This window comes from Dryocola baronae, from assembly GCF_051297175.1.
In the GTDB taxonomy this organism is placed as follows: domain Bacteria; phylum Pseudomonadota; class Gammaproteobacteria; order Enterobacterales; family Enterobacteriaceae; genus Dryocola.
In genome coordinates, this window is record NZ_JBINNY010000001.1 from 1,462,468 (window position 1) to 1,484,518 (window position 22,051).

The window sequence follows — 22,051 nt, forward strand, 5'->3', positions numbered from 1 at the left end:
TAAATGGCTATAACATCCTTTGCAGCAACTGACGTCACTTATTCAGATGGTCAGAACAATAAAGAACCGGTACCGGATGAGATTCTGGCTAGCGGTTTTGTTCCTCCTGTGCGCATGCCTGATGGCTCCATATCAGCGGGGAGCAAATTAGCGGCTAATCACCTCAACACTCTACTAAACGACCTGTACGCGCAAATTGCAGATTTAAAGGCACGAGTAGAAACTCTTGAGGGGGCGTAATGGCTGAAATAACACTTAAGTATTTAACCGATTTGCCATCCGCCACCGAAGCAGATGTGGGTGATTTGCTGCATGTGAATCAATCGGGTAATGACAGGTCAATGACCATCTCCGTGCTTCTTAAATCAGTAATTGATGCGGTTTATCCGGTAAATAGCGCTCACTTCTTTGCGGATGCAACAAATCCTAACGTTACCTGGCCGGGTACGACATGGGCACGAATTCCGGGGGCAGGCAAAACTATCAGGTTGGCCAACACTACCGGCAGCGACGTTCTACAGCAGGGAGGCAGTGATGCAATCACCCTGTCTACAGCTAATCTCCCGACTCACTTTCATACCGTGGACTTAAAGACAGGTCAGTTTGACCACGGAACTAAATCTACCGGTGAGGATAATCACAGCCATACGGTGCCGTTAAAAAGTATCGGTAGATTGACTGGTGGTTCATATGACGGCAGTAGCGATGACATTGTTTCTACGCAATCAACTAACACATCAAATTATAAACATGCTCATACCGTAGCGATAGGAGCTCATGACCATCCTGTCAAAGGTAACACCGGCAATGCCGGGGCAGGATCTGAATTCACAATTGCAAACCAATACGTAAAACTTGCAGGCTGGTACAGGACCGCATAAATGGCTGAACAAAAAGTAAAACTCACTGAATTACCCGCTGCAACGGACACAATTGACACGGCGCAACTCCTGATAAATCAGAACAGCACGGATCAAAAGATCCCCGTCACTCATTTCCTTCGCGCAAAGAACAATCTTTCAGATATCCCAAATTCAGACCAGGCCAGAGCTAACCTAAGTGTACCCTCTGTTGATGAAGTAAATGATAAGCTAGCTGGCTTTATAAATGGTAGTTACACATTTACAGCGGGCGGTTCGCTCGCATCACTAAATGACTTCATCTGGGATGAAGAAAGTAAGTCATGGTATTACTGGACAGGCGACCTACCGAAATATGTTCCTGCGGCATCTGACCCGGATTCAGCTGGCGGTATATCGAAAGGTGCTTGGGCTGAAGTTGGAGACGCAACACTTCGCTCAATGCTCGCGTCTTCCACTGGTACATCTCTCATCGGTATGCCAGCCGGGGGAACACTGGCGGAAACTATCCACACAGTCAGCGTTGAGCAGTTTGGAGCCGTGGGGGACGGGGTAACTGATAACGCTTCATCGATTCAGGATGCAATAAACTGGGTCCATAAGCATGGTGGGGGGAAAGTATTTCTTGGTAATGGAGAATATATGAGTGGACCTCTCACTCTAAAATCTAAGGTTATTATAGAGGGGCAGTCCTACCAGACTACAAAACTTAAGGCAATTAGCGGATGGAACTCGCAGTCATTTATTATCAGTGATGGTTTTAATGACTATTCCACAGCATCACCAATCCCACCTGGGTGCTTCTCTGCTGGATTAAGAAATATTTGTATTAACGGTAATAAATCAGGGTTCGGGGGATCACCATCAAAACTTTCTGGAAATGGAGTAATGATTGCCGGATCAAATACAGTAATGGAAAATGTAATGATTATATACGTTCCATCTGTAGGTCTTGTTACTCAGGATTACGGTCAAAATGATGGGCGTGCAGGGTACATGGCAGCCAACCCAGATATGGGATGGATGATAATCCCAACATTCAAAAATATAAGAATACAGTTCTGTGGCAATGATTGCTGGCATTGTGAATCACAGGATGCATTTATTGATGATGTTGAAATTGTAGGTGCTGGTTATGGCTCAACTCCATCTGCTGATTTGCGTTCATTTTGGGAGCCAACGCAAAGAGTTGCTGACTTTAGAGTATGGAGGGCTGTGACACTTGGGTTTATCCACTGCTATGGAAATTATAATGGATATGGGATAGTTGCAGGTAGAGGTAATAGCACAGCATTTATGAGATTCCAATACGAACAAATTATAGTTGAATCTTGTATGGTTAATTTATGGATGATGAGAGACGCAGTTCCGTCTGGAGGGAGAATTGATTCACATCAGGGAACTGGAGATGCCTCTATACCAATCCACGGTTCATTCGTCAGGGTGCCTATTAATATTATTGATGTTAATAACTCTGACATATCAGACCTTGGATCAATATACATCAATCAAAAGGACCCTGCACACAATGGCATCTATCTTATACTGAATGGCCAAAACTATTCAGTGCAGAATATTAACATAACAAGAAGCCCATTGGTTTCGGATGCGCTATCTGGAACAGGGGTGTATCTAACAGGGTCTAATATCAGAATAGAATCAGGAATAATAAAGGGATTCTTTGGAACAAATTCGGAATCTGTTCCAAGTTCAGGGTTTGTCGCTGCTGGAGGTAGTGGTAATTATGTTAACATGACATGCTCTTTCTCTAATTATGGATTCAGAAGCCATTCCGCAGATGTTTTAACCGGAGGCAGAATTGAGTGCATTACAGTTAGCAACCCTTTCTACGGATTTGAAACCTATGCAGTACGCAATAGATCAAGGATTATGATGAAGAGTGGAAATTCTGGAAATACAATATCTGGAATAACATCTGTAATTAATTCAGGAATCACTACAGTTCAAACAATAGAAGCTACAGGACTCACTCTTCCATACACGCCACTGCCAGAAGAGGTTTCTGCAACATTGGCCGTGACTGCATTTTCAGGTAGCTCAATAATACCAACTTCATATGTTATTATTTACGACCAAGGGGCTAGCACCGTAAACAAACTTGTTTTTAGAATTCAATTACAGAATTCAACATCACCGATGCAAGCAGTAATACGTTGGAAGTTAAACTAACTAAAGAGGCCCTAAGGGCCTCTGATTAGCATTTCGTTTTATTGAAATCAATAGCGATTACTTTTCCATTGGAAAGGACTTTGTAGTTCAGTCCATCCTTGATTTCATTGAATTTACATACATTTTTAATGTATCTTTCTCTCTCTGAGGGAGAAAGATACTGCTTGCGCTCTATAATTCCCTGGCGCTCAAGGAAGTGTCCACCCCAACTCCATCCATTAGATATATAAATAGGTAAGATAGATCGTAATAGAGGGTTATTTTCAATCGCTATAATTGACTCAGGTGAGCGAGGAGCTGTACCAATTACAAACACTGATTTTCCGACAGTATCAACACCATCAAATATCCTAGATACCATATCCTCAGTAAACTTGTTTTGTGAGCTAAGTGCATTTGAGTATGAGGCCATCAAAGGAAATGCTAAAACAACCAACGCAATGGATATATATCTTTGTATAGTTGGAGACGCGTAATTTATAATTGAAAGTATGGCAATAATTGAAAATGGAAATCCAACAAAAACTCTAGCAGTCCACCAAGGATTTAATAGTAATATGTTTATTAGCGGGAATGATGTAAATGCTAAAATCGATAATATTATCGATGTCGAAGCCATTAACTTATGCTTATTTTCTTTAATTATAACCACTATTGAAAGTAACAATGCTAATAAAGTTAGTGAGTAAACTATAATATATGTTGCATGAAATACTTGAGAGATTACATCTATAGCTCCTGAGATGTTTTTTGTAATCTCTTTTATTGGATCTTCGGATGTAAAGAATAGTTTATTTCTTCCTGCGAAATCAGGAGGATAAATTAGGTTTACTAAATATGTAAGAAATACACCAAGTATTAAGGCATTTACGATAGATAACAACCTTTTTATTGTTTGTCTATTCTCAATCAGATCCTTTGAAACTACTATGCTTGCCATTATAAAAAATATAATGAACGAGGCCTGATAAGTCATTAGACAAACGCAAGCTCCAGCGCCTGCAATTGCAATGAACCTCCATCCATTCAATATGAATGGTAATGAAACCGCAGCGATAGAAATTGACATTGGAAGAGAGTCATATTTATATGTCAAGTTCTCGAGCATAAAAGGGCTTGTTAATACAATCAAAGACGAAATCTTGTATTTTTTATTTTTCTCTATGCCAGAAATCACACATGCATAGTATCCAGTAAAAGAGAGAATACATGCTGAAATTATATTTGTATATGGCGATAGATTTGATAGACGTTCCCCACCTGAAATAATTTGCATTATTACAGTTGCTAATGTTCTACCATCACGTTGCCAACCATACCCATACAATGACCTTGCCATATCATCTATGTAATACGTATTTGTGATTATTAAAGGTAGCATGTAAATAAAAGAGCAAACAGCAAGGAATATTGCTGTTTTATAATTTACGCTAAATTCTTTCATTTCATTTTTCCTGATTTCTTTATCACGTATTTTGGTCGTGCCTTTACCTCAGTATATATTCTGCCAATATACTCACCAAGAACTCCTATACCTATAAGCTGCACACCGCCAAGAAATAGTATTGCGGTCATCAGCGATGGATAACCAGGCACAGGGTTTCCCCATATCAACTTATCAATGACCATCCATGCTGCATAAATGAATGCGAAGGCGGAAACACCTAAGCCAATATATGTCCACATGCGTAAAGGGAAGGTTGAAAATGAGGTGATCCCCTCTAGAGCCAAGTTCCATAATTTCCACCCATTGAACTTTGACTCTCCGGCGCTGCGTTCGGCTCTTGAGTACTCAACAACCTCAGTATTCCCGCCAACCCAAGAAAGTATCCCTTTCATGAAAAGATTGCGTTCTGGTAGCTTTTTTATGTTCTCAACCATTTCACGTGACATTAAACGAAAGTCGCCAACATTTTCTTCAATTTTAGGCGAGCTAATTTTGTTATGAAGTTTGTAAAACATTTCAGCAGACTTGCGCTTAAGATGCCCGTCTGTTGAGCGATCGGTGCGTTTCGCTAACACCATGTCAGCACCTGCCCGCCACTTCTCTATTAGGTGAGGGATTACCTCAACGGGGTCCTGCAAATCAACGTCAATCGGAATTACTGCATCACCTGTCGCATTATCCAGCCCAGCGAATAACGCGGGCTCTTTCCCGAAATTGCGTGTAAATGAAAGTGCTTTAACTTTGCTATCAGCTGTAGCCAGTGCATTTATTATTGACTCAGTAGCGTCTTTACTCCCGTCATTTATGAACACGATTTCAACGTCATGATCTTTCAGACCTTCAAACTCTCGAACTGTTTTATAAAAAATAGGTATCGCGTCTTCTTCATTAAAGACAGGAACAACCAGTGATATTTTCACGCCTGTTCACTCCGGAAAACGATGAATTTAGAATAGAAGAAGCCACATACCAGGCTAAGAGCAGAGAACCCAATCAGGGTAAAGAGAGGTGGCAGTCCACATTGATCTGCCATCCAGCCGGTTGCGGCGCTGAGTGTGCCCATAAAGCCAATATAAAGCATGTAGCGCAGCGTGGTGGTCTTCGCCTTAAAAGTGAATCGCGCGTTGGCGAAGAAAGAGAACGTTACCGCAATGCAGAAAGCAGCAAAGTTAGCCAGTGCCTGGTTGGCATGGAATGCGTACAGGCACACGCCGAAAACAACCCAGTGAATACCGGTATTGAAAATTCCAACAGTGAAGTATTTCGAAAATAGCTTAAGCATTTGTCTATATGAGTAGTTTTGAGTAAGGCCGAAGTTTAGCACCTCGGATGAATCCGATCAGCACTTGATCAACTACCAGTTTTGAAATACTGTTTATGCATACAGTAAATTGATATGGAGTTGCGAGATGGCGCGAGATTATGAAATCCGACCGGCATTTGTTAAGGCCATCAAGACAGACCCGGTGCGCGGGCAGGTTGTTGCCACGGCCGACTTCGTTGCAGAGCTGGAGAAGTACAATCATTACTGGTCGCTACGGCAGGCCAACGACTGGATTGCGTTCTACCAGGGTTCTTTCCGCGACTTCACGGCGCATGAGGGCGAGAACAAGGTGTATTTCTTGATGAACATGGGAACAGTGAGGTAATCATGGGCTTTCCATCTCCAGCTGCTGATTTTCTACAAGAGCGCATCAATCTTGATCAGCTCATTATAAGCAAGCCAAGCGCTACGTACCTGTTCAGAGCTGGCGAGCCACAGTGGCGCGCTGGCATCATGAAGGACGCTCTACTCGTCGTTGATATGAGCCGTGGCCCTGCAGATGGTTCAATCGTCGTCTGTGCGCAGAACGGCGAGTTCAAAATGCGCATCTTCCGCAAGTTCCCCCGGCCTCACCTGCAGAATATCGATAAGCCGACAGAGACATACCCGTTGCCAGGGTATGTGGAAGGTGACCCTGACGATGCGGTCTATGGCGTGGTGACGTGGATACTGAACAATGCCAGCAGTGGTGAGTTCGACGACGCGCCGGTGATATAGGTGGTGTTATATCGCCTTGCCATCAATGTAGTCTGCCCACCACTGCATCATCTCGCGGCGCTTATCCATGTACTGAGCGTGGTTGTAGATGCCTCGGATTGATCCACTATTTGCGTGCGCCAGTTGTCTTTCTATGGCATCTGCGGGCCATTCATGTTCGTTCATGATGGTGCTGAATTGGTGGCGGAATCCGTGCCCGCTGGCTAGCCCTTCATAACCGATCTGTCGGATAACTAGCAGAACGGCATTCTCGCTGATGGGTTTCATCTTGTCGTTGCGGCCAGCGAATACAAATTCTGATACCGGCTCCGTTATTGGCCTGAGAAACTCAAGCAATGCAGTTACCTGCGACGACATGGGAACGAGGTGGATACGCCTGCCTTTCATCACTGCAGCATCGATAGTGATTGTCCTGGTTTCAAAATCGACGTTCGACCATTGCATGGAGCGAAGCTCTTTTGTTCGCAGGACCGTATACTGCAAAACCTCAGTCGCTACTTTAGAAACAATGCTCCCTGAGAAGCCGGATAGCGCCTTGTTGAACGCGGGTATCTGTTCAGCGGGGAGGAATGGGTAATTTTGTTTTCTGTAGCCCTTCATCGCATCAGCCAGATCTGGAGCTGGGTTGTATTTGGCCCGGCCAGTTACGATTGCATATCTGAAAACTTCTCCGCAACGCCGCCTGGCTTTGTTTGCCCGCTCCATAGCGCCACGCTCTTCAAACCTGCGGATAACGTCCAGTATCTGCATTGGTTCAATATCCTGAATCTCCATCTCACCGATGAGCGGCAGTATGTCATCCGTAAACATGCGTGCCAGCTCAACACTATACCCCTCTGACCAAACCTGTTTTTTGTGCTCATACCATTCCTGGTAAATTGTCCCGAAAGAATTGTCTTTATTGGAAAGCTTTTTGGCCTTAAGCGGATCGACCCCGGCCGAAACATCCTTTCTTGCCAGCCATGCTTTATCTCTTGCTTCCTGCAGCGACATCAAAGGGTACTTTCCGACAGTAAGCACCTTTTCCTTGCCATCAATTTTATAACGAAGCTGCCACACCTTCTTCCCTGACACGGGCACATAAAGGTACAGGCCGTTACTGTCGAGCAGACGGTACGGTTTATCTTTCGGCTTTGCCGCGTCGATCTGCTTGATGGTCAGCATGGGTAAAATTCCGGTGGGTAAAATTATTTACTCGTTTTTTACCCGCCTAAGCATGCGGCTGTCAACGGTCTGGTGCGAACTATGGCGAACGGGTATTTTATTGAGTGCTTGCTGCGAAAGGGTTTTGACGGGCTATTGCGGATGATGGCGAACTGTAGAATGGCGTCCCCTGCAGGAATCGAACCTACAACTAGCCCTTAGGAGGGGCTCGTTATATCCATTTAACTAAGGGGACAAGCGGGCGTAGTATACCCGCTTTTGCTGGGACGTTAAGGGGCTGGCTGGCTGATTGCCTGAAACGTAACCATTTTTAGCCCTGTTTCGCATCCTTTGTGGCCGTGGCCCCATTTTTTCCCGCTTCAACTTCCTGCCTGCGTTTCTCTTTTGCCTTCGCCTGCGCTTTCTTCTTGTTGCTCATGTCGTTGCGGATCTGCGCGTGGCTGATGAGCGCAAAGATAAAGGTGCCGCCACAGATATTTCCCGCAAGCGTTGGCAGGGCGAACGGCCAGAAGAAGTCGCTCCAGTGGATGGTGCCGTTAAAGACCAGGTATAGGATTTCAACGGAGCCGACGACGATATGCGTCAAATCCCCAAGGGCGACAAGCCAGGTCATGATGATAATCACCACGATTTTTGCCGCGCCCGCGGACGGGAACATCCACACCATGGTGGCGATAATCCAGCCGGAAATAATGGCGTTGGCAAACATTTCGCCCGGCGGATTGTGCATCACCTCCATGCCGATGGTGACGAACGCGTCGCGCGTTTGCTCATCGAAAATGGGCATGTATTCGAAGGCGTAGGCCGCAAGCCCGGTGCCTATCAGGTTGCCCAGCAGCACCATGCCCCACAGGCGCATTAATAGCAGGAAGTTGCTGGCGGTAGGTTTGTGCATCACCGGCAGAACGGCGGTGACGGTGTTCTCGGTGAACAGCTGCTGGCGCGCCATGATGACGATGATAAACCCAAAGGTGTAGCCAAGGTTTTCCAGTAGAAAACTGCCCGGCACGCCTTCAAGATTGACGTGAAACACGCCTTTTGCCAGCAGGGATGCGCCCATCGACAGGCCCGCCGCAATCGCCGACCAAAGCAGCGCCATGGCGTCACGCTCCAGCTCCTTTTCCCCGTCCTGGCGAATATGTTCGTGGATAGCCATCGCTTTCGACGGCAGATGCTCCTCGTCAACGTCTATATCCTCTCCGCTCGACTTCTCCTCGCTTTCCACCTCAATCTCGTCGGTAGACTTGTCGATTTTATCTTCCTGCAGCTTGTCCATTTTCGGGGTTCTCCACGCGTAATTTGTTCCAGTAAGCGTAGCGGTTTTTCTTCACACGTTGAGGCTTATGGAATAATTCGCCCGAATTTTGATCTGACTTAGCGTATTACCTCTTTTTGAGTACTCCTTGTGCCTGCGCCTGACCTGGAGCAGCCCGGATGATGTGCTATCATTCGTCCCCCTAATATTAATAGTGGTTTTCCCATGCTCCATGCCATCAATCTGACCTGTGTGCGCGATGACAGAACGCTTTTTAGCGGCCTGTCTTTTGCCGTTTCGGCGGGGGAGATGGTGCAGGTGGCGGGCCAAAACGGCGCGGGGAAAACGTCGCTGCTGCGTATTCTGGCCGGACTTGCTCAGGCCGAAGAGGGCGAGGTGCGCTGGCTGGGTAAAACGCTGCGCGGCCAGCGGGATCTCTACCATCAGGACCTGCTGTGGCTTGGGCATCAGCCCGGCATCAAAACGGTGCTCACCGCCTTCGAAAATCTACGTTTTTTCCATGCCGATTGCCCGGAAGAGGCGCGCTGGCAGGCGCTTGCACAGGCGGGGCTAGTCGGCTTTGAAGATGTGCCGGTTAACCAGCTTTCTGCCGGGCAGCAGCGGCGAGTGGCGCTGGCGCGGCTGTGGTTGAGCAAGGCAAAACTGTGGATTCTGGACGAACCCTTTACCGCCATAGACGTGGCGGGGGTTGAAAAGCTTACTCAGCGAATGGTCGATCACACCCATCAAGGCGGGATGGTAGTACTCACTACGCACCAGCCGCTTGCCCTGGCCCGCGTTCGCCAGATCGTTCTGCAGGAAACCCATTCATGATGCGCCGCATTTTTTGGCAGGAGCTGCGCGTGGTGTTCCGTAAGGGCGCGGAAATTGCGAACCCGCTTTGGTTCTTCCTGATCGTTATCACGCTGTTTCCCTTAGGCATTGGGCCGGAGCCGCAGCTGCTGGCGCGTATTGCCCCGGGCGTAATCTGGGTGGCGGCGCTGCTCGCCTCTTTGCTGGCGATGGACAGGCTGTTTCGGGACGACTATCAGGACGGCTCGCTGGAGCAGCTTATGTTACTGCCAATCCCTTTGCCGATGGTGGTGCTGGCGAAAGTGACCGCTCACTGGGTGGTAACGGGACTGCCGCTGCTGATCCTCTCGCCGCTGGCGGCGCTTTTGCTGGGGCTGGATTTTTACGGCTGGAAGGTGATGGCGCTCACGCTGCTGCTGGGCACGCCAACGCTGAGCTTCCTCGGTGCGCCGGGCGTGGGGTTAACCGTTGGCCTGCGGCGCGGCGGGGTGTTACTCAGCCTGCTGGTGCTGCCGCTGACCATTCCGCTATTGATTTTTGCGACCGCCGCGATGGACGCCGCGTCGATGCATTTGCCGGTTGATGGCTACATGGCCATTCTCGGCGCGCTGCTTGCCGGTAGCGCAACCCTAAGCCCGTTCGCTACGGCGGCGGCGCTGCGCGTGAGCGTGCAGTAAATAATTATTTCGGGTAGCGAACGTTGGGCAGCGGCTTACGCCTCACCCGGCATGCGCGCGACCTGTAGGGTGGCTAAACGAAGTGCCATCCATCGTCGTTATTAATTTGTGAGCAATTAAACATGTGGAAAGCGTTACACCAGCTTGCTAAACCAGAGCGGCTCTATCAGCTTTGCGGACGATTTGTGCCCTGGCTTGCGTTTGCCAGCATCCTGTTGCTGGTTGTCGGATGCGTTTGGGGCTTTGTCTTTGCGCCTGCCGATTACCAGCAGGGGCAGAGTTACCGCATTATGTACCTGCACGTCCCGGCGGCGATCTGGTCGATGGGCATCTACGGGTCGATGGCCGTAGCCGCTTTTATCGGCCTTGTCTGGCAGATGAAAATGTCCGATTTAGCCGTGGCGGCCATGGCGCCCATTGGTGCGGTTTTCACCTTTATCGCGCTGGTGACCGGCTCCGCCTGGGGTAAACCGATGTGGGGAACCTGGTGGGTGTGGGACGCGCGCCTTACCTCCGAGCTGGTTCTCCTGTTCCTCTATATTGGCGTGATTGCGCTGTATAACGCCTTTGACGACCGCCGTCTGGCCGGGCGCGCCGCGGGCATTCTGGTGCTGGTTGGCGTGGTTAACCTGCCGATTATTCACTTCTCAGTGGAGTGGTGGAACACGCTGCATCAGGGCTCCACCAATATGCAGCAAAGCATCGATCCTTCTATGCGTACGCCGCTGCGTCTGACCATCTTCGGCTTCCTGCTGCTGTTTATCACGCTGACCCTGATGCGCCTGCGCACTCTTATTTTGCTTCAGGATCGCCGCCGCCCTTGGGTGCTGGAACTGGCACAAAAAGGAAGAAAAGCATGAATAGCGCGTTTACCAGCTGGGCTGATTTCTTTGCGATGGGCGGCTATGCGTTTTACGTATGGCTGGCGGTCGCTTTTACGGTAATTCCGCTGCTGGGGCTGGTGCTGCACACCTGTTTCCAGCACCGCTCAATACTGAATGGCGTGGAACGTCAGCAGGCGCGCGAGCAGCGTATCCGCGCGCAGAAGCAAACCGAGGGAATGTAAGTGAATACTCGTCGTAAAAACCGCCTCTACCTGGCGACTGCGGTACTGGTGGGGTTAGGGCTCACTATCACGCTGGTGCTCTACGCGCTGCGCAGCAACATCGACCTTTTCTATACGCCGGGCGAAATCATCTACGGCAAGGGCGAAAGCCAGCAGCTGCCGGAAATCGGCCAGCGCCTGCGGGTGGGAGGCATGGTGTTGCCGGGAAGCGTGAAGCGCGATAGCCAGACGCTCAAGGTTACCTTCAAACTCTATGATATCAACGGCGTGGTCGACGTGACCTACGTGGGCATCCTGCCGGATCTGTTCCGCGAAGGGCAGGGCGTGGTGGCGCAGGGCGTGCTTGAAAAAGGCAACCTGATCGCCGCGAAAGAGGTGCTGGCGAAGCACGATGAAAACTACACCCCGCCGGAGGTCAAAGAGGCGATGAATAAAAACCATCAGCGCGCACCGCAGGTCTATAAGGACAACGCCTCATGATGCCAGAAATCGGTAGTTTTCTGCTCTGCCTGGCGCTTGGCTGGTCGGTGCTGCTAAGCGTTTACCCGCTGTGGGGCGTGCAGCGCAACGACGCCCGGCTGATGAACGCCGCACGCCCGCTCTCCTGGGCGATGTTCTTCACCGTTCTGGCTTCGTTTTTAGTGCTGGTTTACGCCTTTGTGGTGAATGATTTCACCGTGCTGTACGTGGCGAGCAACTCCAACACCGAGCTGCCGGTCTGGTACCGCGTGGCGGCTACGTGGGGCGCTCACGAAGGCTCGCTGATGCTCTGGGTGCTGCTGATGAGCGGCTGGACGTTTGCCGTAGCGCTGCTCAGCGGCGGCATGCCGAAGGATGCCCTGGCGCGCGTCCTGTCGGTGATGGGGATGATTAACTTCGGCTTCCTGCTGTTTATCATTTTCACCTCCAATCCGTTCACCCGTACGCTGCCGGATTTCCCCATTGAAGGGCGCGATCTCAATCCGCTGCTGCAGGACGTTGGGCTTATCTTCCATCCGCCGCTGCTGTATATGGGCTACGTCGGCTTCTCCGTGGCCTTTGCATTTTCTATCGCCGCGCTGATGGCAGGCAAGCTCGACACCGCATGGGCGCGCTGGACGCGTCCGTGGACGCTGGCCGCCTGGTCGTTCTTAACCATCGGCATCGTGCTCGGCTCCGGCTGGGCCTATTACGAGCTGGGCTGGGGCGGCTGGTGGTTCTGGGACCCGGTGGAAAACGCGTCGTTTATGCCGTGGCTTGCGGGCACCGCGTTGATTCACTCGCTGTCGGTGACGGAAAAACGCGGCAGCTTTAAGGCCTGGACCGTGCTGCTGGCGATTACCGCCTTTTCGCTGTGCCTGCTCGGCACCTTCCTCGTGCGTTCCGGCGTGCTGGTATCGGTTCACTCGTTTGCCTCTGACCCGGCGCGCGGCATGTTTATCCTCGCATTCCTGGTGATCGTCATCGGCGGTTCGCTGCTGCTGTACGCGGTTAAAGGCAGCAAGGTTCGCTCGCGGGTGGGGAACGGGCTGTGGTCGCGCGAGTCGTTCCTGCTCGGCAATAACGTCCTGCTGATTGCCGCGATGCTGGTTGTGCTGCTCGGCACGCTGCTGCCGCTGGTGCATAAGCAGCTCGGTCTGGGCAGCATTTCAATCGGCGAGCCGTTCTTCAATACCATGTTTACCGCGCTGATGGCACCCTTTGCCCTGCTGCTCGGCATCGGGCCGCTGGTGCGCTGGCGTCGCGATGAGTCGCAGAAGCTAGTCAAGCGGCTGGTGATTGCGCTGGTGGTCACGGTCGCGCTTTCGCTGATGCTGCCGTGGCTGATGCAGGACCGCGTGGAGGCCATGACCGTGGTCGGCCTTCTGATGGCGGTTTGGGTCTTCGTGCTGGCGCTGATGGAAGTTTACGAGCGCGCCACCCATCGCCGCGGCCTGCTGCAAGGCCTGTGGAAATTACCGCGCAGCCACTGGGGTATGGTGCTGGGGCACCTGGGCCTTGCGGTAACGGTGGTCGGTATCGCCTTTAGCCAAAACTACAGTATCGAGCGCGACGTGCGCATGAAGGCCGGTGACAGCATCGACATTCATCACTATCACTTTGTGTTCCGCGACGTGCATGATCTGGTCGGCCCGAACTATCGTGGCGGCGTCGGCATCATCGACGTAACGCGCGACGGCAGGCCGGAGGCGACGCTGCACGCGGAAAAACGCTTCTACAACAGCAACCGTTCGATGATGACCGAAGCGGCCATCGACGGCGGCTTTACACGCGATCTCTACGCCGCGCTTGGCGAAGAGCTGGACGACGGAAGCTGGGCGGTGCGCCTGTACTACAAACCTTTCGTGCGCTGGATTTGGGCCGGTGGTCTGCTTATGACGCTGGGCGGCGTGTTCTGCCTGTTCGATCCCCGCTACCGCTCACGTAAAAAAATGCCGGAGGCCGCATGAATCGCAAAGTCTTGTTTATCCCGCTGGTGCTGTTCCTGCTGCTGGCGGCGGCGCTGCTGTGGCAGCTGGCGCGTAACGCGCAGGGGGACGACCCCACTAATCTTGAATCCGCGCTGATTGGCAAACCGGTGCCGGTTTTCCGTCTTGAATCGCTGGAAAACCCAGGGAAAACCTACGATCGGGCGGTGCTGACCGACGGCAGGCCGGTGCTGCTGAACGTCTGGGCGACCTGGTGCCCGACCTGCCGCGCCGAACATCAGTATCTCAACGGGTTGAAGGCGCAGGGCATCCGCGTGGTGGGCATGAACTATAAAGACGATCGCCAGAAGGCTATCGGCTGGCTGAACGATCTGGGCAACCCGTACGCGCTGAGCCTGTTTGACGGCAACGGCATGCTTGGGCTGGATCTGGGCGTGTACGGCGCGCCGGAAACCTTCCTGATCGACGGCAAAGGGATCGTTCGCTATCGCCACGCGGGAGATCTTAACGATCGCGTCTGGCAGGAGGAGCTAAAACCGCTGTGGGACAAGTACAACAAGGAGGCGGGTTTATGAAACGCGGCCTGTTACTTATCGCTGCGCTGCTGTTTTCCTTTTACGCTTCGGCCGCCATCGACACCTACAAATTTAAAGACGAGGCGCAGGAGCAGCAGTTTCGCCAGCTGACGGAACAGCTGCGCTGCCCGAAATGCCAGAACAACAGCATCGCTGACTCTAACGCGATGATCGCATCCGACATGCGCCTGAAGGTGTATGAGCTGATGCAGCAGGGCAAGAGCAAGCAGGAAATCGTCGATTATATGGTCGCGCGCTACGGCAATTTCGTGACCTACGAGCCGCCGGTTACCCCTTCTACTATTATTCTGTGGGTACTTCCGGTGCTGTTTATCGTCGGTGGAATCGGCGTGATCGTGGTGCGCAGCCGTAAACGGCGGGTCTATTTTAGCGACGACAACGAAGAAGGTGAGGTACGCGAACCGGCGTCAAAAGTAAGCTACTGGATCTTCGTGCCGGGCGCCGTGGCGCTTGTCGCCATCAGCGTTGGCGTTTATCTGAAAGTCTCGGGGCTTAGGCAGGTGAGCGAATGGCAGCAGGTCACGCGCCAGACGCCAGAGCTGTTGCAGCGCGTGATGGACCCGAACGCCGAGCCGCTCAATATGGAAGATATGGCGCGTCTGGGGCTTGGTCTGCGCACCCGTTTGCAGCAAGACCCTGATAATATTGAGGGCTGGATGATGCTCGGGCGAATCGGTATGGTGTTAAATAACGCAACTACCGCTACACAAGCCTTTGCACATGCATATAAACTGTCGCCCACTAACGGTGATGTAAAGCTGGGCTATGCTGAAGTATTGACCCGTTCTGGCGATCCGCAGGACACCCTTCTGGGTGGGCGTCTTTTGCGTGAAATGCTCAAAACTGATCATACCAATATTCGCGCGCTAAGCCTGTTTGCCTTTAATGCTTTTGAGCAGCAGAACTATCGCGAAGCTATTGGTGCGTGGCAGGTTATGCTGCGGCTGTTACCGGCGAATGACCAGCGTCGTGCCGTCGTCGAACGGAGTATCGAACAGGCGAAAGCACAGGCAGGTCAGGACATCACCCAACCTGAGAGCGTAGATAAACAATAACAGGGAGACGCATATGAATTTTCGCCTGACCGGACTGGCTCTGGCCACGACGCTGTTAGTCGGCTGCGCCAGCTCCGGCGACCAGCAGCAGCAGGGGCGCTCGGACCCGCTTGAAGGGTTCAACCGGACAATGTACAACTTCAACTTCAACGTGTTGGACCCGTACGTTGTGCGTCCTGTTGCCGTCGCCTGGCGTGATTATGTGCCGCAGCCCGCGCGTAACGGCTTAAGCAACTTCACCAGCAACCTTGAAGAGCCCGCCACCATGGTGAACTACTTCATTCAGGGCGATCCGTATCAGGGGATGGTGCACTTTACCCGTTTCTTCCTGAACACCCTGCTGGGCATGGGCGGTTTTATCGACGTGGCTGGCCTTGCGAACCCGAAACTGCAGCGCGTAGAGCCGCATCGCTTTGGTTCGACGCTGGGTCACTACGGCGTGGGCTACGGGCCGTACGTACAGCTTCCGTTCTACGGCAGCTTCACGCTGCGTGAAGACGGCGGTGACTATGCCGATACGCTCTATCCAATCCTTTCCTGGCTGACCTGGCCGATGTCTATCGGTAAATGGACGGTTGAAGGCATTGAAACGCGTGCCCAGCTGCTGGATTCCGACGGCCTGCTGAAACAGTCTTCCGACCCGTACATCATGGTGCGCGAAGCCTACTTCCAGCGTCACGACTTTATCGCCAACGGCGGCAAGCTAACTCCCACGGCGAACCCGAACGCGGCGGCGATTCAGGACGATCTGAAAGATATCGACTCGCAGTAACCGGGGCGAAGGCTATAAAAAAAGGCGAATCCAATGGATTCGCCTTTTTCGTTGCGGCTTTGACTTAGAACGCGTAGTTGAAGTTCATGCCGTACAGCCAGGCTTTCCCTTCGGACTGGAAGGTGTATGGACCTTCTTTGATCTCTACGTGCTGGCCGTGCATATAGGAAACGCCCAGGTCAACGGAGGCATCTTCGTTAAACGCATAGGTGGTACCCGCGCTCAGCCACAGACGGTCCTGATCCGGAATGGAGATGGAGCGGTTTTCAGCCGGAACCGGGCTATCGTCAAATGCGATACCGGTGCGGAAGGTCCAGTTCTTATCCATAAAGTAGGTGGTACCCAGCGCAATGCGGTACGCATCTTTGAAGCTTTCATCTTTATAGAACAGCGTCTGGCCGTTGCTGCCGGTCGCTTTCAGCTCCTGGAACTGGCTCCAACTGGTGTAGGTCAGGCTGTAGTGGATAGCCCACTGCGGCGCGACTTTGTTATAGCCAGACAGTTCCCACATTTCAGGCAGGTTCAGGGTCAGAGAGCCTGGAACGGTTTGCCCGTTGGTGCCAGCCGGTAGGCCAAAATTAGACAACAATGGGTTGTAGGCGGAAGGCAGGTTGCTCTTATAGTCGCCGTCGAAGTCGATTTTTACTTCTGAACGGTAGGTAAAGCCGTAGCGGTTATCTTTATCGATTTCGTAAAGGATACCGGCGTTCCAGCCGAAGCCCCACTCGTCACCCTTCAGGTGCGCGATTTGGGTGTCGCCAGGAATCTGTGAAACCGGGCCTGCAAGCTGCGGTGGCAGCGCGCCGGAACCTGCGATCAGCTGCGGTAAATCACCGGCGTAACGTTCGATCTTCGCTTTGGCGTAAACCGCATCAAAGCCAAGGCCGAAGCTCCAGTTATTATTTAAACGGTATGCGCCGCTCAAATTCAGGTTCAGGGTCGTCAGGTCGGTTTTGCCGCCCATCGAACCGGCCGTGTAGTCATTGTTAAATTCGGTCGCGAGGCCATAGTTAGAGGTAACGGAAGCCCCCCAACCAAACTGCTCATTAATAGGCGCCACGAAATGCAGGTTTGGCACCCAGGCAGTTGGCGCAATATTGTCTGCGTCAGTGCTGCGACCGGAAGGAGAAGTACCGGAAATATTAACGTCCGGGTCAACGAACACCGCGCCGCCAGAGAAAGACGGACGGTCGAACATCATAATGGTCGCGGGGTTACGGCTGGCTGAGCCCGCATTGTCCGCCACCGCACCTTCCCCTGAATAGGCTCGGCCAAGGCCAGAGGAAGAGAACTCGTTTAATTGAAAGCCGGCTGCGTACGCCTGCGAGGAGACAATTGCCACTGCAACCGCGAGGGCTGACTTTGTAAACAGGTTTTTCTGGCTCATGACCAAAACCTCATAGATTTATTTTTATACAAACAATGTTACACACCGTAACAGGAGCGCGAATAGTAGGGGCTGATCATGTACAGAGAAAGCAGACCAGTGGCGTGAGTATAGGTCTGACCAGATGGGATGTTGCAAGTTTGTATCTAAGGTTTTTCAAGAATGATCTTAAAAACGGGATCTGCCTGGCAAAATCGCGGCCAGGGTCACTCACCCATGAGCGTGAATTTTGTTTTAGATCATTTTTAAGTGTGATTTTGGTCACTTGTGAGGCCTGACAAAATTAACGGCTGGAGTGGCTTCAACGGGGAGCGTAAAATAGACGGCAATTGTTTAATCCCTATCGCTTAAATACAGAGGAAATCATAATGAGTAAAAACACCGCTGATGAAACCCCGGTTTGCTGCTGTATTGACGTCGGTTCCATCATCGATAACACCGACTGCACCGCGACCTACAGCCGCGTTTTTGCGACCAAAGCTGAAGCTGACGAAACGCTGGCAGCGCTGAGCGCCAAAGCCCGCGACGTAGAATCCGAACCCTGCAAAATTGTGCCGCGCTATACCGAAGAAGCCGAAGGCGTGCGTCTGGATATCGATTTTGTATTCAGCTGCCAGGCTGAAACTATGATCTTCCAGCTCGGCCTGCGTTAATCTTTTTTGTTAGTTAGAGGGTGGATGGCGCCTGCGCTTATCCACCCCACCTTTCACATCAACTTCCCGAATCACCCATCCCAAAGCGTGTCCCCACTCCCAATTTTTTAGTTCGCCAGTTGGCTGGATGTAACTTTTTGGTTAAAACTATGATCAGGTCAGACCACTAGTTTACATTTTAACAGGGGAACGTTATGAGTCAGGCACTTCCGCTGGTGACCCGTCAGGGTGACCGCATTGCCATTGTCAGCGGTTTACGCACGCCCTTTGCGCGCCAGGCTACCGCTTTTCACGGCATTCCCGCTATCGATCTCGGCAATATGGTGGTCAGCGAACTGCTGGCGCGCAGCGAAATCCCCCCCGAAATCATCGAACAGCTCGTTTTCGGCCAGGTTGTGCAGATGCCGGAAGCGCCGAATATCGCGCGTGAAATTGTTCTAGGGACGGGCATGAGCGTGCATACCGATGCCTACAGCGTTAGCCGTGCCTGCGCGACCAGCTTCCAGGCGGTGGCGAACGTCGCTGAAAGCCTGATGGCCGGTACAATACGGGCGGGCATAGCGGGCGGAGCAGATTCGTCTTCGGTATTACCAATTGGCGTCAGCAAAAAACTGGGTCGCACGCTAGTCGATGTAAATAAAGCCCGCACCCTGGGCCAGAGGCTAAAGCTTTTTTCCCGCCTGCGTCCGCGCGATCTGCTTCCGGTGCCGCCAGCCGTTGCCGAGTATTCTACCGGACTGCGAATGGGCGATACCGCCGAACAGATGGCGAAAACGCACGGCATAACGCGCGAGCAGCAGGATGCCCTGGCACATCGTTCCCACGAGCGTGCGGCGCTTGCCTGGCAGGAGGGCAAGCTCACGGAAGAGGTGATGACGGCCTTTATTCCGCCGTATCGCCAGCCTTTCAGTGAAGATAACAACGTGCGCAAAGGATCGTCGCTTGCGGATTACGCGAAGCTGCGTCCGGCATTTGACCGCAAGCACGGCACGGTTACGGCGGCAAACAGCACGCCGCTGACCGACGGCGCGGCGGCGGTCATTCTGATGACGGAATCACGTGCCAAAGAGCTTGGCCTGAAACCGCTGGGCTTTTTGCGCAGCTATGCTTTTACCGCGGTCGATGTCTGGAAAGACATGCTGTTAGGCCCGGCGTGGGCAACGCCGCTGGCGCTCGAAAGGGCTGGGATCACGCTTAACGATCTCACGCTTTTTGATATGCACGAAGCCTTTGCAGCCCAGACGCTCGCCAATTTGAAAATGCTTTCCAGCGAACGATTCGCGCGTGACGTGCTGGGCCGCGCTCATGCGACCGGTGAGGTGGACGACGCTAAGTTTAACGTGCTGGGCGGCTCGATTGCCTACGGACATCCGTTCGCGGCAACCGGCGCGCGTATGATTACCCAAACTTTGCATGAGCTGCGCCGTCGCGGCGGCGGGTTCGGATTGGTGACCGCCTGTGCGGCGGGTGGCCTGGGCGCGGCCATGGTTCTGGAGGTCGAATGATGGAACAGACAAGCGCGTTCTCCCTGCATATCCGCCTTGATAACGTCGCGGTGGTGACGATTGACGTCCCCGGCGAGAAAATGAACACACTCAAGGCGTCGTTTGGCCCCGAGGTTCACGCCATCATTAAACAGGTGCGCGATAACAGCGCCCTGCAGGGGCTGGTGTTTATTTCCGGAAAGCCGGACAACTTTGTCGCCGGTGCCGATATCAACATGATCGCCGGCTGCAAAACCGCTGAAGAAGCGCAGGGTTTAGCGCGACAGGGCCAGCAGATAATGGCCGAAATCGCCGCGCTGCCGATCCCGGTGGTGGCGGCTATCCACGGTGCATGTCTGGGCGGCGGCTTAGAGCTTGCGCTGGCCTGCCATTCCCGTATCTGTACCGACGACGATAAAACCAAGCTCGGGCTGCCGGAAGTGCAGCTTGGCCTGCTGCCCGGCTCAGGCGGCACGCAGCGTTTGCCGCGTCTGGTTGGCGTTAGCAACGCGCTCGATATGATGCTCACCGGCAAGCAGCTACGCCCGCGCCAGGCGCTCAGGCTAGGCCTGGTGGACGACGTGGTGCCGCACTCGATTCTGCTTAATGCCGCCGTAGAGCTGGCGCTGAAAGGTCGCAGGCCTTCGCGCGAACTGCCGGTTCGCGAACGTATTCTGGCCGGGCCGCTGGGGCGCTCGTTGCTGTTCAATATCGTTAATAAGAAAACGGAACAGAAAACCAAAGGTAACTATCCGGCGACGCGGCGAATTATCAGCGTGGTGAAAACGGGGCTGGAACAGGGCGCGCATAGCGGTTATGAAGCGGAGGCCAAAGCCTTTGGCGAATTGGCCATGACGCCGCAGTCGGCGGCTCTACGGGGGATTTTCTTCGCCAGCACCGAGCTTAAAAAAGAACACGGCGGTGATGCCAAGCCTCGTCCGATTCGCGCGGTAGGCGTGCTGGGCGGCGGCCTGATGGGCGGCGGTATCGCTTACGTTACGGCGACCAAAGGGCGTCTGCCGGTGCGTATCAAAGATATCAGCAACGATGGGATTAACCATGCGCTGAAATACAGCTGGGATCTGCTGGATAAAAAAGTACGCCGCAGGCATTTGAAACCTGCAGAGCGCCAGCGCGAAATGGTGCGAATCTCCGGTGGAACCGATTACCACGGATTCCACGGTCGCGATATCGTGGTTGAAGCGGTGTTTGAGGATCTGGCGCTCAAACAAAAAATGGTGGCTGAAATTGAACAACACGCCGCGCCGCATACCGTTTTTGCCTCCAACACCTCTTCGTTGCCCATCGCCGACATCGCCGCGAATGCCATTCGTCCGGATCAGGTTATCGGCCTGCATTATTTCAGCCCGGTCGACAAAATGCCGCTGGTGGAGGTAATTCCCCATGCGGGCACTTCTGCGGAAACTATTTCCACGACGGTTTCCCTGGCAAAAAAACAGGGCAAAACGCCGATAGTGGTCGGCGACAGCGCTGGTTTTTACGTTAACCGCATCCTTGCGCCTTACGTAAACGAAGCGATGCGCTGCCTGGTGGAAGGGGAGCCGGTTGAAAAAATTGACGAAGCGCTGGTGAAGTTTGGTTTCCCCGTTGGCCCAATCCAACTTTTGGATGAGGTGGGAATCGACGTGGGCACTAAAATTAGTCCAATACTGCAGAACGCCTACGGTGACCGTTTCGCCTCTCCGCAAGCCGTTGCAGCAATATTGAATGACGATCGCAAAGGTAGAAAAAATGGACGGGGTTTCTATCTTTATGGCGCTAAAGGGCGTAAAAGCAAAAAACAGGTCGACCCCGCAATTTATAAGCTTATTGGGGTTACGCCAAAAGGGCAGATGGCCTCAAAAGATATCGCGGAACGCTGCGTGTTGATGATGCTAAACGAAGCCGCCCGCTGCCTTGATGAAGGCGTGGTGCGCAGCCCGCGTGACGGTGATATTGGTGCCGTCTTCGGCATCGGTTTTCCGCCGTTTTTAGGTGGCCCGTTCCGTTATATGGACCGCGTAGGGGCTGCTGAGATAGTTGCCAGGCTGCAGCGCCTGTCGGGCCAATACGGCGAGCGTTTTGCACCCTGTGAAAGGCTGCTTGCGATGGCCGGTAATAACCTTACTTTCTGGCAATCAGTGCAACCTGATGCGGAATCTGGGGTCAAAGAAGGATGAGTT

Annotated in this window: 23 protein-coding genes and 1 tRNA gene; 17 read left to right on the forward strand and 7 right to left on the reverse strand. The window is 52.5% G+C overall.

Annotated features, from left to right (window positions below; all coding sequences use genetic code 11):
- Positions 1-3 precede the first annotated feature (3 nt).
- Genes ACSPHG_RS06885 through ACSPHG_RS06895 form a run of 3 tightly spaced genes read left to right on the forward strand, consistent with a single transcriptional unit; the run spans position 4 to position 3,050 of the window.
- Positions 4-240: a phosphoglycolate phosphatase gene (locus ACSPHG_RS06885; protein ID WP_435952752.1), complete on the forward strand. Its 237-nt coding sequence runs from the start codon at positions 4-6 to the stop codon at positions 238-240.
- Positions 240-881, forward strand: a complete 642-nt coding sequence (locus ACSPHG_RS06890) for a phage baseplate protein (protein ID WP_435952753.1) — start codon at positions 240-242, stop codon at positions 879-881. Before ACSPHG_RS06885 ends, ACSPHG_RS06890 begins: the two co-directional genes overlap by 1 nt.
- A complete protein-coding gene (locus ACSPHG_RS06895; RefSeq protein ID WP_435952754.1) occupies positions 882-3,050 on the forward strand; it encodes a tail fiber/spike domain-containing protein in 2,169 nt (722 codons plus the stop codon).
- A 25-nt stretch (positions 3,051-3,075) separates the two neighbouring features.
- Here the strand turns inward: ACSPHG_RS06895 and ACSPHG_RS06900 are convergent, their stop codons facing one another.
- Genes ACSPHG_RS06900 through ACSPHG_RS06910 form a run of 3 tightly spaced genes read right to left on the reverse strand, consistent with a single transcriptional unit; the run spans position 3,076 to position 5,779 of the window.
- The gene (locus ACSPHG_RS06900) at positions 3,076-4,494 is read right to left on the reverse strand and encodes a glucosyltransferase domain-containing protein (RefSeq protein ID WP_435952755.1); all 1,419 of its coding nucleotides are present in this window, start codon (positions 4,492-4,494) and stop codon (positions 3,076-3,078) included.
- The gene (locus ACSPHG_RS06905) at positions 4,491-5,417 is read right to left on the reverse strand and encodes a glycosyltransferase family 2 protein (protein WP_435952756.1); all 927 of its coding nucleotides are present in this window, start codon (positions 5,415-5,417) and stop codon (positions 4,491-4,493) included. Before ACSPHG_RS06905 ends, ACSPHG_RS06900 begins: the two co-directional genes overlap by 4 nt.
- Positions 5,414-5,779 (reverse strand): GtrA family protein, encoded by a 366-nt coding sequence (locus tag ACSPHG_RS06910; RefSeq protein WP_435952757.1) that lies wholly within the window; start codon positions 5,777-5,779, stop codon positions 5,414-5,416. The genes ACSPHG_RS06905 and ACSPHG_RS06910 overlap by 4 nt, the downstream gene beginning before the upstream one ends.
- Before the next feature lie 127 nt (positions 5,780-5,906).
- Between ACSPHG_RS06910 and ACSPHG_RS06915 the strand changes: the two genes are divergently transcribed.
- A complete protein-coding gene (locus ACSPHG_RS06915) occupies positions 5,907-6,146 on the forward strand; it encodes a DNA polymerase V (RefSeq protein ID WP_435952758.1) in 240 nt (79 codons plus the stop codon).
- A 2-nt stretch (positions 6,147-6,148) separates the two neighbouring features.
- Positions 6,149-6,538: a HumD family translesion DNA polymerase gene (locus ACSPHG_RS06920; RefSeq protein ID WP_435952759.1), complete on the forward strand. Its 390-nt coding sequence runs from the start codon at positions 6,149-6,151 to the stop codon at positions 6,536-6,538.
- 6 nt (positions 6,539-6,544) lie between these two features.
- On the opposite strand, the gene ACSPHG_RS06925 is transcribed toward ACSPHG_RS06920, so the two are convergent.
- The 3 genes from ACSPHG_RS06925 to ACSPHG_RS06935 all read right to left on the reverse strand — a co-directional run bounded on the left by ACSPHG_RS06925 (position 6,545) and on the right by ACSPHG_RS06935 (position 8,969).
- On the reverse strand, positions 6,545-7,702 hold the full coding sequence (locus ACSPHG_RS06925) for a tyrosine-type recombinase/integrase (protein WP_435952760.1): 1,158 nt from the start codon (positions 7,700-7,702) through the stop codon (positions 6,545-6,547).
- A 160-nt stretch (positions 7,703-7,862) separates the two neighbouring features.
- A tRNA-Arg gene (locus ACSPHG_RS06930) sits at positions 7,863-7,937 on the reverse strand.
- A gap of 75 nt (positions 7,938-8,012) precedes the next feature.
- Positions 8,013-8,969, reverse strand: a complete 957-nt coding sequence (locus ACSPHG_RS06935) for a formate/nitrite transporter family protein (protein WP_435955961.1) — start codon at positions 8,967-8,969, stop codon at positions 8,013-8,015.
- A gap of 213 nt (positions 8,970-9,182) precedes the next feature.
- Between ACSPHG_RS06935 and ccmA the strand changes: the two genes are divergently transcribed.
- From ccmA to mlaA, 9 genes are all read left to right on the forward strand, one after another.
- Positions 9,183-9,791 carry a cytochrome c biogenesis heme-transporting ATPase CcmA gene (ccmA, locus tag ACSPHG_RS06940; RefSeq protein WP_435952761.1) on the forward strand — a complete coding sequence of 203 codons (609 nt, stop codon included), beginning with the start codon at positions 9,183-9,185 and terminating at the stop codon, positions 9,789-9,791.
- Positions 9,788-10,447, forward strand: coding sequence for a heme exporter protein CcmB (gene ccmB, locus ACSPHG_RS06945; RefSeq protein WP_435952762.1), 660 nt, complete (start codon positions 9,788-9,790; stop codon positions 10,445-10,447). Before ccmA ends, ccmB begins: the two co-directional genes overlap by 4 nt.
- A 122-nt stretch (positions 10,448-10,569) precedes the next feature.
- On the forward strand, positions 10,570-11,307 hold the full coding sequence (locus tag ACSPHG_RS06950; protein ID WP_435952763.1) for a heme ABC transporter permease: 738 nt from the start codon (positions 10,570-10,572) through the stop codon (positions 11,305-11,307).
- On the forward strand, positions 11,304-11,513 hold the full coding sequence (gene ccmD, locus ACSPHG_RS06955) for a heme exporter protein CcmD (protein ID WP_435952764.1): 210 nt from the start codon (positions 11,304-11,306) through the stop codon (positions 11,511-11,513). The genes ACSPHG_RS06950 and ccmD overlap by 4 nt, the downstream gene beginning before the upstream one ends.
- Positions 11,514-11,993: a cytochrome c maturation protein CcmE gene (ccmE, locus tag ACSPHG_RS06960; RefSeq protein ID WP_435952765.1), complete on the forward strand. Its 480-nt coding sequence runs from the start codon at positions 11,514-11,516 to the stop codon at positions 11,991-11,993. It begins immediately after the preceding gene.
- Positions 11,990-13,942 carry a heme lyase CcmF/NrfE family subunit gene (locus tag ACSPHG_RS06965; RefSeq protein WP_435952766.1) on the forward strand — a complete coding sequence of 651 codons (1,953 nt, stop codon included), beginning with the start codon at positions 11,990-11,992 and terminating at the stop codon, positions 13,940-13,942. The genes ccmE and ACSPHG_RS06965 overlap by 4 nt, the downstream gene beginning before the upstream one ends.
- A complete protein-coding gene (gene dsbE, locus ACSPHG_RS06970; RefSeq protein WP_435952767.1) occupies positions 13,939-14,496 on the forward strand; it encodes a thiol:disulfide interchange protein DsbE in 558 nt (185 codons plus the stop codon). The genes ACSPHG_RS06965 and dsbE overlap by 4 nt, the downstream gene beginning before the upstream one ends.
- Positions 14,493-15,572 (forward strand): cytochrome c-type biogenesis protein CcmH, encoded by a 1,080-nt coding sequence (locus ACSPHG_RS06975; RefSeq protein WP_435952768.1) that lies wholly within the window; start codon positions 14,493-14,495, stop codon positions 15,570-15,572. Before dsbE ends, ACSPHG_RS06975 begins: the two co-directional genes overlap by 4 nt.
- Before the next feature lie 13 nt (positions 15,573-15,585).
- The gene (gene mlaA / locus ACSPHG_RS06980) at positions 15,586-16,344 is read left to right on the forward strand and encodes a phospholipid-binding lipoprotein MlaA (RefSeq protein WP_435952769.1); all 759 of its coding nucleotides are present in this window, start codon (positions 15,586-15,588) and stop codon (positions 16,342-16,344) included.
- Between the two features lie 64 nt (positions 16,345-16,408).
- On the opposite strand, the gene fadL is transcribed toward mlaA, so the two are convergent.
- Positions 16,409-17,731, reverse strand: a complete 1,323-nt coding sequence (gene fadL, locus ACSPHG_RS06985) for a long-chain fatty acid transporter FadL (RefSeq protein ID WP_435952770.1) — start codon at positions 17,729-17,731, stop codon at positions 16,409-16,411.
- A 368-nt stretch (positions 17,732-18,099) separates the two neighbouring features.
- Between fadL and ACSPHG_RS06990 the strand changes: the two genes are divergently transcribed.
- The 3 genes from ACSPHG_RS06990 to fadJ all read left to right on the forward strand — a co-directional run bounded on the left by ACSPHG_RS06990 (position 18,100) and on the right by fadJ (position 22,048).
- Positions 18,100-18,384 (forward strand): YfcZ/YiiS family protein, encoded by a 285-nt coding sequence (locus tag ACSPHG_RS06990; protein WP_435952771.1) that lies wholly within the window; start codon positions 18,100-18,102, stop codon positions 18,382-18,384.
- 194 nt (positions 18,385-18,578) lie between these two features.
- Positions 18,579-19,889: an acetyl-CoA C-acyltransferase FadI gene (fadI, locus tag ACSPHG_RS06995; RefSeq protein WP_435952772.1), complete on the forward strand. Its 1,311-nt coding sequence runs from the start codon at positions 18,579-18,581 to the stop codon at positions 19,887-19,889.
- Entirely contained in the window at positions 19,889-22,048 is a 2,160-nt protein-coding gene (gene fadJ, locus ACSPHG_RS07000) for a fatty acid oxidation complex subunit alpha FadJ (RefSeq protein ID WP_435955962.1), read from the forward strand. The genes fadI and fadJ overlap by 1 nt, the downstream gene beginning before the upstream one ends.
- Positions 22,049-22,051: the final 3 nt, after the last annotated feature.

What these genes read in the sequence shown, in the direction of transcription:
- ACSPHG_RS06885 (WP_435952752.1), top strand. Translation starts at nt 4, where the DNA reads ATGGCTATAACATCCTTTGCAGCAACTGACGTCACTTATTCAGATGGT.
- ACSPHG_RS06890 (WP_435952753.1), top strand. Translation starts at nt 240, where the DNA reads ATGGCTGAAATAACACTTAAGTATTTAACCGATTTGCCATCCGCCACC.
- ACSPHG_RS06895 (WP_435952754.1), top strand. Translation starts at nt 882, where the DNA reads ATGGCTGAACAAAAAGTAAAACTCACTGAATTACCCGCTGCAACGGAC.
- ACSPHG_RS06900 (WP_435952755.1), bottom strand. Translation starts at nt 4,494, where the DNA reads ATGAAAGAATTTAGCGTAAATTATAAAACAGCAATATTCCTTGCTGTT.
- ACSPHG_RS06910 (WP_435952757.1), bottom strand. Translation starts at nt 5,779, where the DNA reads ATGCTTAAGCTATTTTCGAAATACTTCACTGTTGGAATTTTCAATACC.
- ACSPHG_RS06915 (WP_435952758.1), top strand. Translation starts at nt 5,907, where the DNA reads ATGGCGCGAGATTATGAAATCCGACCGGCATTTGTTAAGGCCATCAAG.
- ACSPHG_RS06920 (WP_435952759.1), top strand. Translation starts at nt 6,149, where the DNA reads ATGGGCTTTCCATCTCCAGCTGCTGATTTTCTACAAGAGCGCATCAAT.
- ACSPHG_RS06925 (WP_435952760.1), bottom strand. Translation starts at nt 7,702, where the DNA reads ATGCTGACCATCAAGCAGATCGACGCGGCAAAGCCGAAAGATAAACCG.
- ccmA (WP_435952761.1), top strand. Translation starts at nt 9,183, where the DNA reads ATGCTCCATGCCATCAATCTGACCTGTGTGCGCGATGACAGAACGCTT.
- ccmB (WP_435952762.1), top strand. Translation starts at nt 9,788, where the DNA reads ATGATGCGCCGCATTTTTTGGCAGGAGCTGCGCGTGGTGTTCCGTAAG.
- ACSPHG_RS06950 (WP_435952763.1), top strand. Translation starts at nt 10,570, where the DNA reads ATGTGGAAAGCGTTACACCAGCTTGCTAAACCAGAGCGGCTCTATCAG.
- ccmD (WP_435952764.1), top strand. Translation starts at nt 11,304, where the DNA reads ATGAATAGCGCGTTTACCAGCTGGGCTGATTTCTTTGCGATGGGCGGC.
- ACSPHG_RS06965 (WP_435952766.1), top strand. Translation starts at nt 11,990, where the DNA reads ATGATGCCAGAAATCGGTAGTTTTCTGCTCTGCCTGGCGCTTGGCTGG.
- dsbE (WP_435952767.1), top strand. Translation starts at nt 13,939, where the DNA reads ATGAATCGCAAAGTCTTGTTTATCCCGCTGGTGCTGTTCCTGCTGCTG.
- ACSPHG_RS06975 (WP_435952768.1), top strand. Translation starts at nt 14,493, where the DNA reads ATGAAACGCGGCCTGTTACTTATCGCTGCGCTGCTGTTTTCCTTTTAC.
- mlaA (WP_435952769.1), top strand. Translation starts at nt 15,586, where the DNA reads ATGAATTTTCGCCTGACCGGACTGGCTCTGGCCACGACGCTGTTAGTC.
- fadL (WP_435952770.1), bottom strand. Translation starts at nt 17,731, where the DNA reads ATGAGCCAGAAAAACCTGTTTACAAAGTCAGCCCTCGCGGTTGCAGTG.
- ACSPHG_RS06990 (WP_435952771.1), top strand. Translation starts at nt 18,100, where the DNA reads ATGAGTAAAAACACCGCTGATGAAACCCCGGTTTGCTGCTGTATTGAC.
- fadI (WP_435952772.1), top strand. Translation starts at nt 18,579, where the DNA reads ATGAGTCAGGCACTTCCGCTGGTGACCCGTCAGGGTGACCGCATTGCC.
- fadJ (WP_435955962.1), top strand. Translation starts at nt 19,889, where the DNA reads ATGGAACAGACAAGCGCGTTCTCCCTGCATATCCGCCTTGATAACGTC.